Origin of the sequence: Neorhizobium galegae (genome assembly GCF_017877135.1) — a bacterium.
Classification (GTDB): domain Bacteria; phylum Pseudomonadota; class Alphaproteobacteria; order Rhizobiales; family Rhizobiaceae; genus Neorhizobium; species Neorhizobium galegae_A.
Map to the genome: position 1 here is coordinate 247,165 of NZ_JAGIPH010000005.1, position 15,502 is coordinate 262,666.

At 61.8% G+C, this 15,502-nt stretch carries 19 protein-coding genes; 10 read left to right on the top strand and 9 right to left on the bottom strand.

Features of this window, described 5'->3' with window-relative positions; translation table 11 throughout:
• Window positions 1-17 precede the first annotated feature (17 nt).
• Window positions 18-665, top strand: a complete 648-nt coding sequence (locus J2858_RS16385; protein WP_210105895.1) for a septation protein A — start codon at window positions 18-20, stop codon at window positions 663-665.
• Window positions 662-1,249 carry a DUF2585 family protein gene (locus J2858_RS16390; RefSeq protein ID WP_210105896.1) on the top strand — a complete coding sequence of 196 codons (588 nt, stop codon included), beginning with the start codon at window positions 662-664 and terminating at the stop codon, window positions 1,247-1,249. The genes J2858_RS16385 and J2858_RS16390 overlap by 4 nt, the downstream gene beginning before the upstream one ends.
• A 4-nt stretch (window positions 1,250-1,253) precedes the next feature.
• On the opposite strand, the gene J2858_RS16395 is transcribed toward J2858_RS16390, so the two are convergent.
• The 5 genes from J2858_RS16395 to ccmA form a co-directional block, all read right to left on the bottom strand.
• The gene (locus tag J2858_RS16395) at window positions 1,254-1,865 is read right to left on the bottom strand and encodes a DsbE family thiol:disulfide interchange protein (protein WP_210105897.1); all 612 of its coding nucleotides are present in this window, start codon (window positions 1,863-1,865) and stop codon (window positions 1,254-1,256) included.
• The gene (gene ccmD, locus J2858_RS16400) at window positions 1,862-2,035 is read right to left on the bottom strand and encodes a heme exporter protein CcmD (RefSeq protein ID WP_210105898.1); all 174 of its coding nucleotides are present in this window, start codon (window positions 2,033-2,035) and stop codon (window positions 1,862-1,864) included. Before ccmD ends, J2858_RS16395 begins: the two co-directional genes overlap by 4 nt.
• A 4-nt stretch (window positions 2,036-2,039) precedes the next feature.
• Window positions 2,040-2,798 (bottom strand): heme ABC transporter permease, encoded by a 759-nt coding sequence (locus J2858_RS16405; RefSeq protein WP_210105899.1) that lies wholly within the window; start codon window positions 2,796-2,798, stop codon window positions 2,040-2,042.
• 44 nt (window positions 2,799-2,842) lie between these two features.
• The gene (gene ccmB, locus J2858_RS16410; RefSeq protein ID WP_210105900.1) at window positions 2,843-3,502 is read right to left on the bottom strand and encodes a heme exporter protein CcmB; all 660 of its coding nucleotides are present in this window, start codon (window positions 3,500-3,502) and stop codon (window positions 2,843-2,845) included.
• A gap of 169 nt (window positions 3,503-3,671) precedes the next feature.
• Window positions 3,672-4,319 carry a heme ABC exporter ATP-binding protein CcmA gene (gene ccmA / locus J2858_RS16415; RefSeq protein WP_210105901.1) on the bottom strand — a complete coding sequence of 216 codons (648 nt, stop codon included), beginning with the start codon at window positions 4,317-4,319 and terminating at the stop codon, window positions 3,672-3,674.
• Between the two features lie 264 nt (window positions 4,320-4,583).
• Between ccmA and acnA the strand changes: the two genes are divergently transcribed.
• Window positions 4,584-7,277 (top strand): aconitate hydratase AcnA, encoded by a 2,694-nt coding sequence (acnA, locus tag J2858_RS16420; protein ID WP_210105902.1) that lies wholly within the window; start codon window positions 4,584-4,586, stop codon window positions 7,275-7,277.
• A 245-nt stretch (window positions 7,278-7,522) separates the two neighbouring features.
• Window positions 7,523-8,236, top strand: coding sequence for a DUF1223 domain-containing protein (locus J2858_RS16425; protein ID WP_245366487.1), 714 nt, complete (start codon window positions 7,523-7,525; stop codon window positions 8,234-8,236).
• 50 nt (window positions 8,237-8,286) lie between these two features.
• On the opposite strand, the gene J2858_RS16430 is transcribed toward J2858_RS16425, so the two are convergent.
• From J2858_RS16430 to J2858_RS16440, 3 genes are all read right to left on the bottom strand, one after another.
• Window positions 8,287-9,363: an MBL fold metallo-hydrolase gene (locus J2858_RS16430; RefSeq protein WP_210105903.1), complete on the bottom strand. Its 1,077-nt coding sequence runs from the start codon at window positions 9,361-9,363 to the stop codon at window positions 8,287-8,289.
• Window positions 9,364-9,436: 73 nt separating this feature from the next.
• Window positions 9,437-9,538: a type II toxin-antitoxin system VapC family toxin gene (locus tag J2858_RS16435; RefSeq protein ID WP_210105904.1), complete on the bottom strand. Its 102-nt coding sequence runs from the start codon at window positions 9,536-9,538 to the stop codon at window positions 9,437-9,439.
• The gene (locus tag J2858_RS16440; protein WP_210105905.1) at window positions 9,526-9,771 is read right to left on the bottom strand and encodes a type II toxin-antitoxin system VapB family antitoxin; all 246 of its coding nucleotides are present in this window, start codon (window positions 9,769-9,771) and stop codon (window positions 9,526-9,528) included. Before J2858_RS16440 ends, J2858_RS16435 begins: the two co-directional genes overlap by 13 nt.
• A gap of 322 nt (window positions 9,772-10,093) precedes the next feature.
• Here J2858_RS16440 and ffh point away from each other — a divergent pair, with 322 nt between their 5' ends.
• The 5 genes from ffh (at window position 10,094) to trmD (ending at window position 13,935) form a co-directional block, all read left to right on the top strand.
• On the top strand, window positions 10,094-11,671 hold the full coding sequence (gene ffh / locus J2858_RS16445) for a signal recognition particle protein (protein ID WP_210105906.1): 1,578 nt from the start codon (window positions 10,094-10,096) through the stop codon (window positions 11,669-11,671).
• 11 nt (window positions 11,672-11,682) lie between these two features.
• Window positions 11,683-12,000, top strand: a complete 318-nt coding sequence (locus tag J2858_RS16450) for a chorismate mutase (protein ID WP_210105907.1) — start codon at window positions 11,683-11,685, stop codon at window positions 11,998-12,000.
• A gap of 34 nt (window positions 12,001-12,034) precedes the next feature.
• Entirely contained in the window at window positions 12,035-12,409 is a 375-nt protein-coding gene (rpsP, locus tag J2858_RS16455; protein WP_210105908.1) for a 30S ribosomal protein S16, read from the top strand.
• A gap of 152 nt (window positions 12,410-12,561) precedes the next feature.
• Window positions 12,562-13,227, top strand: coding sequence for a ribosome maturation factor RimM (rimM, locus tag J2858_RS16460; RefSeq protein ID WP_210105909.1), 666 nt, complete (start codon window positions 12,562-12,564; stop codon window positions 13,225-13,227).
• Window positions 13,228-13,236: 9 nt separating this feature from the next.
• A complete protein-coding gene (trmD, locus tag J2858_RS16465; RefSeq protein WP_210105910.1) occupies window positions 13,237-13,935 on the top strand; it encodes a tRNA (guanosine(37)-N1)-methyltransferase TrmD in 699 nt (232 codons plus the stop codon).
• Here the strand turns inward: trmD and J2858_RS16470 are convergent.
• Window positions 13,917-14,663: a sulfite exporter TauE/SafE family protein gene (locus J2858_RS16470; RefSeq protein ID WP_210105911.1), complete on the bottom strand. Its 747-nt coding sequence runs from the start codon at window positions 14,661-14,663 to the stop codon at window positions 13,917-13,919. The two genes, trmD and J2858_RS16470, sit on opposite strands and share 19 nt — an antisense overlap.
• A gap of 280 nt (window positions 14,664-14,943) precedes the next feature.
• Between J2858_RS16470 and rplS the strand changes: the two genes are divergently transcribed.
• Window positions 14,944-15,486 (top strand): 50S ribosomal protein L19, encoded by a 543-nt coding sequence (gene rplS / locus J2858_RS16475; protein WP_210105912.1) that lies wholly within the window; start codon window positions 14,944-14,946, stop codon window positions 15,484-15,486.
• Window positions 15,487-15,502 lie beyond the last annotated feature (16 nt).

The window sequence follows — 15,502 nt, forward strand, 5'->3', positions numbered from 1 at the left end:
GAGATAAGTCCAGCCTCATGCAGAGCTTTGAAAGCGATACCACGCCGACCCGCCAGGAAAAGGATCATCCGACGCTCAAGCTGGTTCTGGAGATCGGCCCACTTCTGGTGTTCTTTTTCGCCAACCTGCGCGGCGAATGGCTGATCGGAAAATTCCCGGCACTTTCGGCGCTGGGTGGCCCGCTTCTCGTGGCAACCGGCCTCTTCATGGCGGCAACGGTTCTGTCGCTGATCGTCTCCAAGATCGTCTTCAAGCATCTGCCGATCATGCCCTTCGTGTCCGGCATCGTCGTGATGGTGTTTGGCGGCCTGTCGATCTGGCTGCAGGACGAGACCTTCATCAAGATGAAGCCGACCATCGTCAACACGCTGTTCGGCGTGGTGCTGCTTGGCGGCCTGCTGTTCGGCAAGTCGCTGCTCGGCTATGTCTTCAATGCCGCCTTCCAGCTGACGGACGAGGGCTGGCGCAAGCTGTCGCTGCGCTGGGGCATCTTCTTCCTGGTTCTCGCCGTGCTGAACGAAGTCGTCTGGCGCAATTTTTCCGATGCCGTCTGGGTCAATTTCAAGGTCTGGGGCACGATGCCGATCACCATCATCTTCACGCTTGCTCAGATGCCGCTCATCATGAAGCATTCGCTGCCGGCAAAGACCGAGGACGGCACGTGAACGCACAGGGCGGATCGACGGTCTTTCGGTCAGGGCACTTCTGGTTCGTCGTCGCCCTCGTGATCTTGCTCGTCCAGGTCCTGTCTGAACATCTGATGGGGCGGCTCTGGATCTGCTCCTGCGGCACCATCAAGCTGTTTGAACCGGGCGTGAACTCGCCGGGAAATTCGCAGCATCTGTCCGACTGGTATACGCCCTCCCATATCATCCACGGCTTCCTGTTCTATGGTCTGGGATGGCTGGTTCTGCGCAAGGGTTCTCTCGGCAAGCGCCTGGCGCTCGCGACCTTCATCGAGGCGGCCTGGGAGCTTCAGGAAAATTCGCCGATCATCATCGATCGCTATCGCTCCGCCACGATGGCGGTCGGCTACGAGGGTGACAGCATCCTGAATTCGGCGATGGACACGGTGTTCATGGCCCTCGGCTTCTTCTTTGCCGCCCGCGCGCCGATCTGGCTGACGGTGGCGATTGCCATCGGCTTCGAACTCCTGACCGGCGTCCTCATTCGCGACAACCTTACCCTCAACGTGCTGATGCTTGTCTGGCCCGTCGATGCGATCCGGACGTGGCAGGGGGCGTTGTAGGGCGTCAGCCTGCAGGCGTCCCCAACGCCTTCTCGATGGCCGGCATCAGGCCGTCTGTGACGCTGCGCTCATCGAAGGGTCCGACCTTCTTGTAGAGGATAGTGCCGTCGGGACCGACGAGATAGCTTTCCGGAATGCCGTAGACGCCCCAGTCAATAGCTGCCTTGCCGTTCGGATCGACACCAATCGCATCATAGGGATTGCCGAGTTCGCCGAGGAATCGCAGGGCGTTGTCGTTGCGGTCCTTGTAGTTGATACCGACGAGGGTGAGGCGACTGTCCTTGGCAAGGTCCTTCAGCATCGGATGCTCCTGCCGGCATGGCACGCACCAGGAGGCAAAGACGTTGACGAGGGTAAGCTTGCCCTTCATGGCCGCGTCCGTCAGTGCCGGTGTCTGCGAACCCTCGAGCGGCGGCAGCGACAGCGATGGCGCCGTCTTGCCGATCAGCGCCGAAGGGATGGCCGAAACGTCCAGCCCGTTGACATCCTGATCGTAGAGCATCTTGCCGGCGACAAGGGCAAAGCCCGCAAACACCACAAGCGGGATCAGCGCCAGCAGATAGCGGGCAGCGCTGCGGCCACCCTCCGGCCTCTTGTCGTCGGTGCTCGTGCTCATGGTTTTTGTGTCTCGGCAGCCGCTGCGGACCGGCGGCGAAGGCTGGATGCCTCAAGCGCTGCAAGCTCGCGGCGGCGGGCCCGGCCATCAAGCACCGTCCAGGCGATGAGGCAGAGCGTGACGATGCCCGCAATCCCGTAGGATGTGTAGATGTAGAAGGCGTGGCTCATCGGATCAGCTCTCCCGGCCGGCGAGACGGGCGGCCATGCGCCTTTGCGTGGCCACGCGGCGGCGCCAGATCTCGTTGCGGATCGCCATGATGTGGAGCGTGAAGAACAGAAGCGTGAAGGCCAGCGCCATCACCAGCAGCGGGCGCAGGAATTCGCCGTCGATCGTCGGCCCGCCAAGCCGGATGACGCTCGCCGGCTGGTGCAGCGTATTCCACCAGTTCACGGAAAACTTGATGATCGGAATGTTGACGAAACCGACGAGGATCAGCACGGCACTGAGGCGTGCCGCGCGCGACGGATCATCCATGGCCCGGTTCAGCGCAATGATCCCGAGATACATCAGAAACAGGACGAAGACGGAGGTAAGGCGTGCATCCCACACCCACCACGTGCCCCACATGGGCCGCCCCCAGAGAGAGCCGGTGACAAGGGCGATGAGCGTGAAGGCAGCCCCCAGCGGCGCTGCGGCCTTGTGGCTGACATCGGCCAGCGGATGGCGCCAGACCAGCGTGCCGATCGCCGACAGCGCCATCACCGAATAACACATCATCGACAGCCAGGCGGCCGGCACATGGACATACATGATGCGCACCGTATCGCCCTGCTGGTAATCGCCCTGCGTCGTGAAGGCGAGATAGAGCCCGACGGCAAACAGCGCTGCCGTCACCGCCGCGAGCCAGGGCAGAATACGCGCGGCAAGCGCCAGAAACCGCGTCGGGTTGGCAAGGTCGCTGAATTTGGTGATGGCAAGGCTCTCGGTCATGGGTCTCTTCTAAGGCCGGAGGCGGCAGGCTGACTTGATTCTAGTCAATCCCCGCCATTGCGCAACGCCAGCGCAGCCCCAAGCGGGCCGAGCACGGCAAAAAACATCGTGATGGCGACCAGAATCAGGAAGGGCGGCAGGAAGGGTGCCGGATCTTCCACCGCCGCATAGGATGCCGAGACCCCAAAGATCAACACCGGCACGCAGAGCGGCAGCACCAGGATGGAGACGAGAAGCCCGCCGCGCGGCAGTGTCACGGCAACCGCCGCGCCGACAGCGCCGATAAAGGTAAGTGCCGGAGAACCCACAAGCAGCGTCAGCATCACCGCGCCGATGCCGACCTCGTTCATGTTCATGAACAGGCCGAGCAGCGGTGAGGCAATCACCAGCGGCAGCACATTGGCCAGCCAGTGCGCCAGGCATTTGACCAGCACCGTCAGCACCAGCGGATGTTCCTGCATCAGCAGAAGATCGAGCGACCCGTCTTCCCGCTCGGTCTGGAACAGACGATCAAGCCCGAGAAGGGCCGCCAGCAGTGCCCCGATCCAGACGATGGCGGGGCCGATGCGCGCCAGAAGATTGAGATCGGGACCGACGCCGAAGGGAATGACGGCAACCACCGTCATGAAGAACAGGACGCCGATCAGCGCACCGCCACCGGCGCGGATGGAGAGCTTGAGGTCGCGCAGGAGAAGGGCGGTCATGATGATGCCCATTCTTCGGCTTGCCCCTCACCCCAACCCTCTCCCCGCAAGCGGGGAGAGGGGGAATTCCGCCGTTGCGGCAAGTGTTCTTCTCCCCGTTTTGACGGGGAGAAGATGCCGGCAGGCAGATGAGGGGCGAATGAGGACAGACACGTTGAGACCCGCTCGATCATATCCCCTCCTCCATCTCCGCATACTGAAACCCCTTCATCTCCAGGCGCTGCGTTGCCTCGAAATCCAGCGGCTGGTGGGTTGCGGCGATCACGAGGCCGCCGGCCGTCAGATGCGCCCGGATGAGCCTTGCAAACAGTGCTTCTGCTGCGGCATCAAGCGCGGCCGTCGGCTCGTCCAGCAACCAGACGGGCCGATGCGCCACCAGAAGCTTGGCAAAGGCCATGCGCCGCTGCTGGCCGGCCGACAGATAGCCGAAGGGCAGATCGAGAAGTGCTGGAAGCTCGACCCGTTCGGCGGCTTCCTCCGCCGAAAGCCCGGCGCCGCCGGCCATGTCGCCCAGGAAATCGCGCCAGAAACCCAGGTTTTCGGCCACCGTCAGTTCGGGTTTCATGGCGTTGCGATGACCGAGATAGTGGCTGACTTCGCCCGGAAGTTGCAGCGCGCCTGCCCCGCTTCGGACCCAGTCCACGCGTCCCTTTGCCGGACGGATAAGGCCCGCCACAACACGCAGAAGTGTCGACTTTCCAGACCCGTTGCGGCCGGTCAGCACCATGGCCTCGCCGCTCCCTAAGGCAAAGGATATGTTTGAAAAAATAAGATCCTCGCCGCGACGCGCCGCAAGAGTTTCGGCAATCAGCCGCATGAGATTTGCCTTGTTTCCGTTTGAGGCCGGGCGATGAAAAAAATCTGCCGATCTGGCCGATCTCAGTCTGGAACCTTTCTTAGAAATTATCTATAAGCTTCGCAACCACGCCAGCGACCGGCGTGATTTTCATCTTGCGCCGGACCTGAAGACAAAATCTTCTCGTGCGGACAGCGGAAATGGTCGCACCCGCATCCTGATGTGCATGAAGTGCATAGGCGTCCGCACGCGCGTGTTGGCTCTAGTATCAGCGGGGATTATTCCGTGTCAAAGTCTCTCGACAGCTTCAATTGTCGGTCGGTTCTTACCGTCGATGGCAAGGACTATGTGTATTACAGCCTGCCGAAGGCGGAAGCCAATGGCTTGCCGGGCGTTGCCAACCTGCCCTTCTCGATGAAGGTTCTGCTCGAAAACCTGCTGCGTTTCGAAGACGGCCAGACGGTCACCAAGGATCATATCCTGGCCGTTGCCGCATGGCTCAACAACAAGGGCAAGGTCGAAAACGAAATCGCCTACCGTCCTGCCCGCGTGCTGATGCAGGACTTCACCGGCGTTCCTGCCGTCGTTGACCTGGCCGCCATGCGCGACGCCATGGTGTCGCTGGGTGGCGATCCGGAAAAGATCAACCCGCTCGTTCCCGTCGATCTCGTCATCGACCACTCGGTTATCGTCGATGAATTCGGCACGCCGACGGCCTTTGCCAAGAACGTCGAGCTGGAATACGAGCGCAATGGCGAGCGTTACCGCTTCCTGAAGTGGGGCCAGCAGGCGTTCAAGAACTTCCGCGTCGTGCCTCCCGGCACCGGCATCTGTCACCAGGTCAATCTGGAATATCTCGGCCAGACCGTCTGGACCAAGGAAGAAGACGGGGAAACCATCGCCTATCCGGATACCTGCGTCGGCACCGACAGCCACACGACCATGATCAATGGTCTCGGCGTTCTGGGCTGGGGCGTGGGCGGCATCGAAGCGGAAGCGGCCATGCTCGGCCAGCCGGTATCCATGCTCCTGCCCGAAGTCATCGGCTTCAAGCTGACCGGCAAGGTGAAGGAAGGCGTGACCGCGACCGACCTCGTGCTTACCGTCGTGCAGATGCTGCGCAAGAAGGGCGTCGTCTCCAAGTTCGTCGAATTCTTCGGCCCAGGCCTTGATTCGATGTCGCTTGCCGACCGTGCCACCATCGGCAACATGGGCCCGGAATACGGCGCAACCTGCGGCTTCTTCCCGGTCGATGGCGAAACCATCAACTACCTCACAATGTCGGGCCGCACCACGGACCGGATCGCGCTCGTCGAAGCCTATTCGAAGGCTCAAGGCATGTGGCGCGATGGCGACGGCGCAAATCTCGTTTTCACCGACACGCTGGAACTGGATCTCGGCGACGTCGTGCCGTCCATGGCCGGCCCGAAGCGTCCGGAAGGCCGTCTGCCGCTCGAAACCATTGCGCCGAACTTCGCAACGGCTCTTGAGAACGACTACAAGAAGCCCGGCCAGCTCTCCAACCGCTATGCGGTGGAAGGTGAAGATTTCGACCTCGGCCATGGCGATGTGGCCATTGCCGCCATCACGTCGTGCACCAACACGTCGAACCCGAGCGTTCTGATCGCCGCCGGTCTTCTCGCCCGCAATGCGGTTGCCAAGGGCCTGAAGTCGGCTCCCTGGGTCAAGACCTCGCTGGCGCCGGGATCCCAGGTCGTTGGCGAATACCTCGCCAAGTCGGGCCTGCAGACTTCGCTGGATGCGTTGGGCTTCAACCTGGTCGGCTTCGGTTGCACCACCTGCATCGGCAATTCCGGTCCGCTGCCGGCGCCGATCTCCAAGACGATCAACGACAAGGGCCTGATCACCGCCGGCGTGCTCTCGGGCAACCGTAACTTCGAAGGCCGCATCTCGCCGGACGTCCAGGCCAACTACCTGGCTTCGCCGCCGCTCGTCGTCGCCTATGCGCTTGCCGGCACCGTCCAGAAGGACCTGACCAAGGAGCCGATCGGCAACGATCAGGACGGCAACCCGGTCTTCCTCAAGGACATCTGGCCGACCTCGCACGAAATCCAGGAATTCATCCTGAAATACGTCACCCGCGAACTTTACGAAACGAAGTACGCAGACGTGTTCAAGGGCGATGCCAACTGGCAGGCCGTGCAGGTTCCGGACGGCCAGACCTATGCCTGGGACGACAAGTCCACCTATGTGCAGAACCCGCCTTACTTCGTCGGAATGGGCAAGGCCGGCTCGGGCGTCAAGAACATCGAAGGTGCGCGCATCCTCGGCCTGTTCGGCGACAAGATCACCACCGACCACATCTCTCCGGCAGGCTCGATCAAGGCGGCTTCGCCGGCCGGCGCCTACCTCATGGGCAATGGCGTTGGTGTTGCCGACTTCAACCAGTACGGCACGCGCCGCGGCAACCATGAAGTGATGATGCGTGGCACGTTTGCCAATATCCGCATCCGCAACTTCATGCTCGGCCCGAACGGCAAGGAAGGTGGCTACACCGTCCATTATCCGTCCAAGGAAGAGATGTCGATCTACGACGCTGCCATGCAGTACAAGGCTGAGGGCACGCCGCTGGTCATCTTCGCCGGCGTCGAATACGGCAACGGTTCCTCGCGTGACTGGGCTGCCAAGGGCACCAACCTGCTCGGCGTTCGCGCCGTGATCGCCCAGTCGTTCGAGCGTATTCACCGCTCAAACCTCGTCGGCATGGGCGTCGTGCCCTTCGTCTTCGAAGAGGGCACCAACTGGCAGACCCTGGACCTCAAGGGCGACGAGACCGTCACCATCGAGGGCCTCGACGGCGAGATCAAGCCGCGCGAGTGGAAGACCGCCAAGATCACCTATGCGGACGGTTCCGTGAAGGAAATCAAGATCCTTTGCCGCATCGATACGCTGGACGAGGTGATCTACATGAACAATGGCGGCATTCTGCAGACCGTTCTGCGCGACCTCGCTGCCTGATTTGACTTTTTGACATCAAGGATGCCGCCGGATCTTGTCCGGCGGCATTTTCATGAGCATGTTTCACGCATCCCGGCGTCTCACCCGCTTGTGACTTCCGGTTGATGGGTGTCGCGAGTAGGTTTGCCGCAACGCTCACCCCTTGCTGCGCGATGAAGATTTGAAAAATGCTTCTTGAGAAGGCCAAGACCATGCTGCTGAACAAACGTACCGCCCTGCTTCTGGCAGGTGGTCTGGCGGGCGGCATGTGCGGTGGTGCAGCATTGGCCGGCGACGCGCAGCTTGCGCCCAAGGGCGTGGTGGAACTGTTTACCTCGCAGGGCTGCGCCTCCTGTCCCCCCGCCGATGCCGCGCTGAAGACGCTGGTGGAACAGGGTGACGTGGTAGCCCTCTCCTACCACGTCGATTACTGGAATTATCTCGGCTGGACGGACACGCTGAGTTCCAAGGAAAATACCGAGCGACAATATGGCTATGCCCATTCCATGGGGCGCAGCGGCGTCTATACGCCGCAAGCCATCATCAACGGCCGGGAACACGTCAAGGGCACGGACCTTGGCGCCATCAACGGCAAGCTCGACAGCCTTAAATCCGCCGGCCAGGGACTTTCCGTGCCGGTTTCGGCCCGCATGAACAATGACGAAATCGAGATCGACATTGGCGCCGGCCAGGGACGCGCCGATGTGGTCGTCGCCTATTTCACCAAGCAGGAACAGATCGACGTGATGCGCGGTGAAAACAGCGGTCGCAAGATCGAATATTGGCACAGCGTCTACGACGTGCAGACGGTCGGCATGTGGGATGGCACCTCGCTGAAGATCACGCTGCCGGCCAAGACCATGGGCCGCTCCAAGAAGGATGGCTGCGCGATCCTCGTGCAATCCTCCACGGCCAAGGGCGAACCTTCTGCAATTCTCGGCGCGGCTATCGTGATGGCCGGGCGCAAGCGCAGCAACTGAACCGCCTCACACTCTCTCGTGGCCACTGTCTGACGGAACCGACGCCGATCTCAGGCCTCAGGCACCTCAAAAACCTCGCCGGGTCGCAAGGCGCGAAAACGCTCCGGCTCGATCTTTGCGGCCGAGAGTGCATCCCGCAGGGCAGCGAGCGGCTCCTCGATGCCTTCGTCGGTCAGCTTGAACGTGCCCCAGTGATGTCCCACCGCATGGGTGGCGCCGGCTAGCTGCATGCCGGCCACGGCTTCTGCCGGGTTCTGGTGCTGCCCCTTCATGAACCAGCGCGGCTCATAGGCACCGACCGGCAGGATGGCGAGGCGAAAGTCGCCATACTTTTTGCCGGCGGCCCGGTAGTTGATGCCGTCGTGAAAGCCGGTATCGCCGATATGATAGATTTTTCCCGCCAAGGTCTCGATGACGAAGGCGGCCCAGAGCGCCATGCTCCTGTCACCGATGCCGCGGGCCGACCAGTGGTGGCACGGCTCGCAATGAAGGGTAACGTTCTTGCCGAGATAGACGTTATGGCCCCAATCCATGACCGTTATGCGCGGATCATCCAGCGCCGAGGCAAAGATCGCATCATTGCCGAGCGGCGTGACGAAATGCGGCCGATGCTTCTCATGGATCCGCTTCAGCGTGTCGATGTCGAGATGGTCGTAATGATTGTGCGTGACGATCACGACATCGATGGGCGGCAGGTCTTCCAGCCGGATTCCGGGCGGATTGACGCGCTTCGGCCCGGCAAAGCTGACGGGGCTCGTGCGGTCGGCCCAAACGGGGTCGGTCAGGATGTTGAGGCCGGCCACCTGGATCAGCATCGAAGCATGACCGACCATGGTCACCGCCAGGCGGTTTCCGGAGAGCCGCTTTTCCGGCACCGCCGGGGCAAAGGCGCTCGGATAGGCAGGCGGCCAGGCGACGTTCTTGCCGTTGAATTTCCATCGCAACAGGTTGGCAAACCCTTTCGGCTGTTCACCGCCGGGATTGAAAAAGCGCGTCCCATCGAAATGATCGGAGAGCGGGCCTGAATAATAGCGATTGGCGGCCATGGCTCTCCCCGCGGTAACCCCTCCTCCCAGGAATGAGAGGGCGCCGATACCGGTCCATTTCAGGAAATTGCGTCTTTTCATCAGGAATGTATAGGCATGCCCTAGAGGCCGGGCAAGAACGCGCACGCCATTAAGGTTGCGCGCCGGGATACGCTCACGCAGGCTTGATATCCGTCTGGACAAAATCATTGCCGACAAAGAGCAGGGGCACATCGAGTTCGGAAGCCGAGGCATCCAGATACATCAGATCTCCCACATTTCATCCATGTAGGCCTTTTCGTCAAAATCTTTCGATGCAGGTCCCAGGCGGGCAACCACGCGATCCTGTATTGCCTTGACCCGTTCGCGCAAAGGCAGCTCCTCCGGCGTACGCTTCAACTCGTTTTCCAAGGCATGGCGCACTGCTTCCGTCTTGCCCTTGGCGCCAAGACGTTGCATCAGTTCGCCGGCAAGGGCATCCACTTTCGGATCACGAATATAAAGGGACACGGCGCTTGGCCTCCACTGCAGGTGTCACTATGCCCAAGTCTAGCATGGCCCCCTACACCGACAAAGCACCAAAACCCTATCGAACCGACGTCAAGCCTTGACTTTACGGCCTTCATGCTGCTAATGCCGCCCGATCTGCCGAAAGCTTCAAGACCTTTCGCCGCCGACCGGGACCCGTCACAGGTATAAAGAGATCCCGGAGGTCAACATCCGACAGCGCGTTGCGCCCTCGGGTGCTATCCGGCTTTGCGTCTTGTTTTTTGGCGGGCGAGACCCGACGTTTCGGATCAGAAGATCCAGCAACGTCTAGAAGGATGAAACGATGTTCGAAAGCCTCCAGGACCGTCTTGGCTCCATCTTGAGTGGACTGACCGGCCGTGGCGCATTGAGCGAAGCGGATGTGTCCGCCGCTCTGCGCGAGGTTCGCCGTGCGCTGCTGGAAGCAGACGTGGCGCTGGAAGTCGTGCGCGCCTTTACCGATCGCGTCCGCGAAAAGGCTGTTGGCGCGGAAGTTCTGAAATCCATCAAGCCCGGCCAGATGGTCGTCAAGATCGTCCATGACGAGCTGGTCGAGATGCTGGGCTCAGAAGGCGTGTCGATCGATCTTCATGCGCCGGCACCGGTCGTCGTGATGATGGTCGGCTTGCAGGGTTCGGGCAAGACCACGACATCGGGCAAGATTGCCAAGCGCCTCACCGAGCGGGACCGCAAGAAGGTCCTGATGGCCTCGCTCGATACGCGCCGCCCGGCCGCCCAGGAGCAACTGCGCCAGCTTGGGCAGCAGACCGGCATCGACACGCTGCCGATCATTGCCGGCCAGTTGCCGACAGAGATTGCCGCTCGCGCCGTGCAGGCCGCAAAGCTCGGCGGCCATGACGTCGTCATCCTCGATACCGCCGGCCGCACGCATATCGACGAGCCGCTGATGGCCGAAATGGCCGAGATCAAGCGCCGCGCCAATCCGCATGAAATCCTGCTGGTCGCCGACAGCCTGACGGGTCAGGACGCCGTCAATCTGGCGCGCAACTTCGACGAGCGCGTCGGCATTACCGGCCTCGTTCTGACCCGCATGGACGGCGATGGCCGTGGCGGCGCGGCGCTCTCCATGCGCGCCGTGACCGGCAAACCGATCAAGCTGATCGGCGTCGGCGAAAAGATGTCGGAGCTGGAGGAGTTTCATCCCCGCCGCATCGCAGACCGCATTCTGGGCATGGGCGACATCGTTTCGCTCGTCGAGAAGGCCGCGGAAAACATCGACGCCGACAAGGCGCGCGCCATGGCCGAGAAGATGGCCAAGGGCAAGTTCGACCTTAACGACCTGGCCGACCAGTTGCGCCAGATGCAGAACATGGGCGGCATGGGCGGCATCATGGGCCTGATGCCCGGCATGGGCGGCATGAAGGACAAGCTGGCGGCTGCCGGCATGAACGACAAGATGTTTGCCCGCCAGATCGCCATCATCTCCTCGATGACCAAGGCCGAGCGCGCCAACCCGGATATGCTGAAGCATTCCCGCAAGAAGCGCATCGCCGCAGGCTCCGGCACGGATGCCGCTGAAATCAACAAGCTTTTGAAAATGCACCGCCAGATGGCCGACATGATGAAAGCCATGGGCGGCAAGGGCAAGGGCGGCATGATGAAGCAGATGATGGGTGGCCTTGCCGGCAAGATGGGTCTTGGTGGTCTGGGCGGTGGCATGGGCGGCATGGGCGGCATGCCCGATCTTTCCAAGCTCGACCCACAGCAGCTCGAGGCGCTTGCCAAGCAGGCGCAGGCCGCCGGCATCAAGCCGGGCTCGATGCCGGGCCTTCCCGGCGGCGGGCTTCCGGGTCTTGGCGGACCGAAACTTCCGGGCCTCGGCGGCATGCCGGGCCTTCCCGGTTTTCCGAAGAAGAAGTGAGACGGAACGCCATGATTGATCCGAAGGTGAAGCAGCAGCTGGGGCAGTATCGCCAGTCGATCGACAACATCGACGCGGCCCTCATCCACATGCTGGCGGAACGTTTTCGCTGCACCAAGGAAGTGGGCATCCTCAAAGCCCAATACGAATTGCCGCCGGCCGACCCGGCGCGCGAGGAATACCAGATCGAACGCCTGCGCAGGCTTGCCAAGGATGCTCATCTGGACCCGGATTTCGCCGAGAAGTTTTTGAACTTCGTCATCACGGAAGTCATCCGGCACCATGAAGCCATTGCCGCTGAACACGGCGAACCCAAACAGACCGTCTGACGACGGCCTCACCCAAGACCCAAGGAGTAATGAAATGTCCCTGAAGATCCGTCTCGCCCGTGGTGGCTCCAAGAAGCGCCCTTACTACCAGATCGTCATTGCTGACGCGCGCGCACCGCGCGACGGCCGTTTCCTGGAAAAGGTCGGCTCCTGGAACCCGATGCTGGCCAAGGACAATGAAAAGCGCATCGAGCTCAACGCCGAGCGCCTGAAGCATTGGCTGGACAACGGCGCGCAGCCGACCGACCGCGTTCTGCGCTTCATGGCAGAGGCCGGCCTTGCCGAACGCGCTGCCCGCAGCAACCCGGAAAAGGCAAAGCCGGGCAAGCGCGCTGTCGAGCGTGCTGCCGAGCGCAAGCAGAAGGCTGATGCCGCAGCAGCGGCCGCTGCCGAAGCCGCCGCAGAATAAGAGACGCGTTTTTGCGCATCCGGACGGGTGGCATGGCAACATGCCGCCCGTCTTCCGTTTGCGCCTACGCTTCTTCTGTTTCCCCTCCTCTTCTGTTTCCAACGCGGCAAACTCCCTTTAAAAGGACGCCAGAACCGCAAAGGGAGAGCCCCATGGCCAAGCTGGAAAACCCTATCCTCATGGCGACGATCGGCGCACCGCAAGGTCTGCGCGGCGAAGTGCGGGTGCGCAGCTTCACGGCCGATCCCCTGGCGCTCGGCGATTACGGCCATCTGCACAGCATGGATGGCCGGGTGTTCGAGATTCTTGATCTGCGCGAAGCAAAGACCGTCGTAATCGTGCGGTTCCGCGGCATCAACGACCGTGACACTGCCGAGAAACTGAACGGTCTTGAACTCTTCATCGACCGCGACAACCTGCCGGACGAGGAACTGGACGACGACGAGTTCTACTATGCCGACCTCGAAGGCCTCGACGCCGTCGATGGCGAGGGCAAAAGCTACGGCAAGGTGAGCGGCGTCTTCGATTTCGGCGCCGGCGACCTTCTGGAGCTGAAGGGGCCGGGCCGTCGCCCGACGCTCATTCCCTTTTCCGAAGCCGCCGTTCTGGAAATCGATCTCGACAAAGGCCGTATCGTCATCGACCCCATGGCGGCCGGCCTGATCGAGACCCCGGACGAAGACGAGGCGATGCGCCGGGCAGCCGAAAGTGATCCGGATGGCGGCAATGAACCACCCCAGGCTTCGGGTGGCAAGAACGGCGGCGGCAAGAAGGGTTCCGGCAAAAAGGGCGCGGACAAGAACCGCGACCCGGAATAAGCGCACCCCATGTCATTTCGCGCCACCATCCTCACGCTCTATCCGGACATGTTTCCCGGTCATCTCGGCCATTCGCTCTCTGCCAAGGCCATGGAGCGCGGCCAGTGGACGCTCGACACGGTGCAGATCCGCGATTTTGCCGAGGACAAGCATCGAACCGTCGATGACACGCCAGCCGGCGGCGGCGCCGGCATGGTGTTGAAGGCGGATATCCTGGCGCGCGCCATCGATTCCGTCGCCGATGACCGCCGTCCGCGCCTGCTGATGAGCCCGCGCGGACGCCCGCTGACGCAGGCGCGCGTGCGCGAACTGGCAGAAGGCGATGGCGTGGTCATCGTCTGTGGCCGGTTCGAAGGCGTTGACCAGCGGGTCATCGACGCCCGCGAACTCGAGGAAGTCTCGATTGGCGACTATATCCTCTCCGGGGGCGAGCCGGCAGCACTGACGCTGCTCGATGCGGTGGTGCGCATCCTGCCCGGCGTCATGGGCAATGCCGCCTCCGGCACGCATGAGAGCTTTGAGACGAGCCTGCTGGAACATCCGCATTACACCCGCCCGCAGGTGTTCGAGGGACAGCCGATCCCGGATGTGCTGACGTCAGGCAATCACGCCGCCATCGAAAAGTGGCGCCATCAGCAGGCGCTTGCCCTGACCCGCGAACGCCGGCCGGATCTTCTTGAAAAACCGGCTCAGCCGCTGACGAAATAATAGACTGTCAGCGCCGCGCCAACCGCCACCACGATAAGACGCATCACCATCTGCGGCACCCGGCGTGCCAGCCACACGCCGGTATAACCACCGGCGGCCCCCGCCGGCAGCATGACCAGCGCCTGCGGCCAGCCGACAACGCCCCCGCCGACGAAGATGACGATGGCAACAGCGGCAATGACCATGGCCAGCAGGTTTTTGAGCGCATTCAGATGATGATAGCTGCCGCCGGCCGTCAGGCCCAGCACGGCGAGCATCATGATGCCCATGCCAGCTCCGAAGAAGCCGCCGTAAATCGCGGTGACAAGCTGCCCCAAAAAGCTTGCCGGCGTGTTGACTGGATGTTCGGAGGATGTTTTCGGCTTAAGCCAAGGACCGGCGGCAAACATGATGGTGGCGCTTGCCAGCAGCCACGGCACCAATACGCGAAACGACGGGTTATCAAGCGCCAGAAGCAAGATCGCGCCGGCTGCGCCGCCGACGATGGAAACCACGCAAAGCACAAGCGCGCCGCGCCAATTGCGCGCGATCTCCCGCCGATAGGCAAGCGTGGAGGTGATATAGCCTGGAAACTGCACGATGGACGACGTGGCATTGGCCGAAATCGGCGGCAGGCCGGCAAGCGTCAGCGCCCCGAAGGTCAGGAACGTGCCGCCGCCGGCAATGGCGTTGACCGCACCGGACAAGAAACCTGCGACAAACAGCAGGCCGATCATGATAAGGCTCATTGCGCGGCGTCCTCCCAAACCCGTTTATCGTGAGTAGCCCCGACCAAGGCGGCCAGCAAGTGCGCTGGCTGTGATCTTTTCCGGCTTTTGCAGCACCTGCCGGGGTGACAAGCGCCGCCGTTTGGTATATTGGCGCACGCGGACATGGGATTTTCATCCCGTCGACCAGCAAGCAAAGAATGGCGAATACGCTCCGCCCAAGGGCCGGATCCGGAGGTAAGCTCCAATGGAACCGATGTCGAGCGCTCTGGCTGTTTGAGAAAAAGAGAAGGTTTGACCAATGAACATCATTCAGCAGCTGGAAGCCGAACAGGCTGCCAAGATCGAAGCCAAGCGCAAGCTTCCGGAATTCTCCCCGGGCGACACGCTGCGCGTCAACGTGACCGTTCGCGAAGGCAACCGTACCCGCGTACAGGCCTATGAAGGCGTGTGCATCGCCCGTTCGGGTGGCGGCATCAACGAGAGCTTCACCGTTCGCAAGATCTCCTACGGCGAAGGCGTCGAGCGCGTATTCCCGATCTATTCGCCGATGGTCGACAGCGTCGAAGTCGTTCGCCGCGGTAAGGTCCGTCGCGCCAAGCTCTACTATCTGCGCGATCGTCGCGGCAAGTCGGCGCGTATCGTTGAAAACACCAACACGCGTACCCGCAAGCTGAACGAATCCGAGCGCTCCGCCGCTGCCGAGGAAAAGGCACGTTTGGAAGCTGAAAAGGTAGCAGCAGCACAGGCACTGGCCGCCGAAAAGGCAGCAGCAGAAGCAGCCGCCAAGGCTGAAGCCGAAGCAGCAGAAGCTGCAAAGGCTGCAGAAGCTTCTGCAGAATAAGGCTTCTCGCCTGATA

What these genes read in the sequence shown, in the direction of transcription:
- J2858_RS16385 (WP_210105895.1), top strand. Translation starts at nt 18, where the DNA reads ATGCAGAGCTTTGAAAGCGATACCACGCCGACCCGCCAGGAAAAGGAT.
- J2858_RS16405 (WP_210105899.1), bottom strand. Translation starts at nt 2,798, where the DNA reads ATGACCGAGAGCCTTGCCATCACCAAATTCAGCGACCTTGCCAACCCG.
- rplS (WP_210105912.1), top strand. Translation starts at nt 14,944, where the DNA reads ATGAACATCATTCAGCAGCTGGAAGCCGAACAGGCTGCCAAGATCGAA.
- J2858_RS16470 (WP_210105911.1), bottom strand. Translation starts at nt 14,663, where the DNA reads ATGAGCCTTATCATGATCGGCCTGCTGTTTGTCGCAGGTTTCTTGTCC.
- J2858_RS16395 (WP_210105897.1), bottom strand. Translation starts at nt 1,865, where the DNA reads ATGAGCACGAGCACCGACGACAAGAGGCCGGAGGGTGGCCGCAGCGCT.
- J2858_RS16430 (WP_210105903.1), bottom strand. Translation starts at nt 9,363, where the DNA reads ATGAAAAGACGCAATTTCCTGAAATGGACCGGTATCGGCGCCCTCTCA.
- ffh (WP_210105906.1), top strand. Translation starts at nt 10,094, where the DNA reads ATGTTCGAAAGCCTCCAGGACCGTCTTGGCTCCATCTTGAGTGGACTG.
- ccmD (WP_210105898.1), bottom strand. Translation starts at nt 2,035, where the DNA reads ATGAGCCACGCCTTCTACATCTACACATCCTACGGGATTGCGGGCATC.
- ccmB (WP_210105900.1), bottom strand. Translation starts at nt 3,502, where the DNA reads ATGACCGCCCTTCTCCTGCGCGACCTCAAGCTCTCCATCCGCGCCGGT.
- J2858_RS16425 (WP_245366487.1), top strand. Translation starts at nt 7,523, where the DNA reads ATGTGCGGTGGTGCAGCATTGGCCGGCGACGCGCAGCTTGCGCCCAAG.
- rimM (WP_210105909.1), top strand. Translation starts at nt 12,562, where the DNA reads ATGGCCAAGCTGGAAAACCCTATCCTCATGGCGACGATCGGCGCACCG.
- J2858_RS16450 (WP_210105907.1), top strand. Translation starts at nt 11,683, where the DNA reads ATGATTGATCCGAAGGTGAAGCAGCAGCTGGGGCAGTATCGCCAGTCG.
- trmD (WP_210105910.1), top strand. Translation starts at nt 13,237, where the DNA reads ATGTCATTTCGCGCCACCATCCTCACGCTCTATCCGGACATGTTTCCC.
- rpsP (WP_210105908.1), top strand. Translation starts at nt 12,035, where the DNA reads ATGTCCCTGAAGATCCGTCTCGCCCGTGGTGGCTCCAAGAAGCGCCCT.
- ccmA (WP_210105901.1), bottom strand. Translation starts at nt 4,319, where the DNA reads ATGCGGCTGATTGCCGAAACTCTTGCGGCGCGTCGCGGCGAGGATCTT.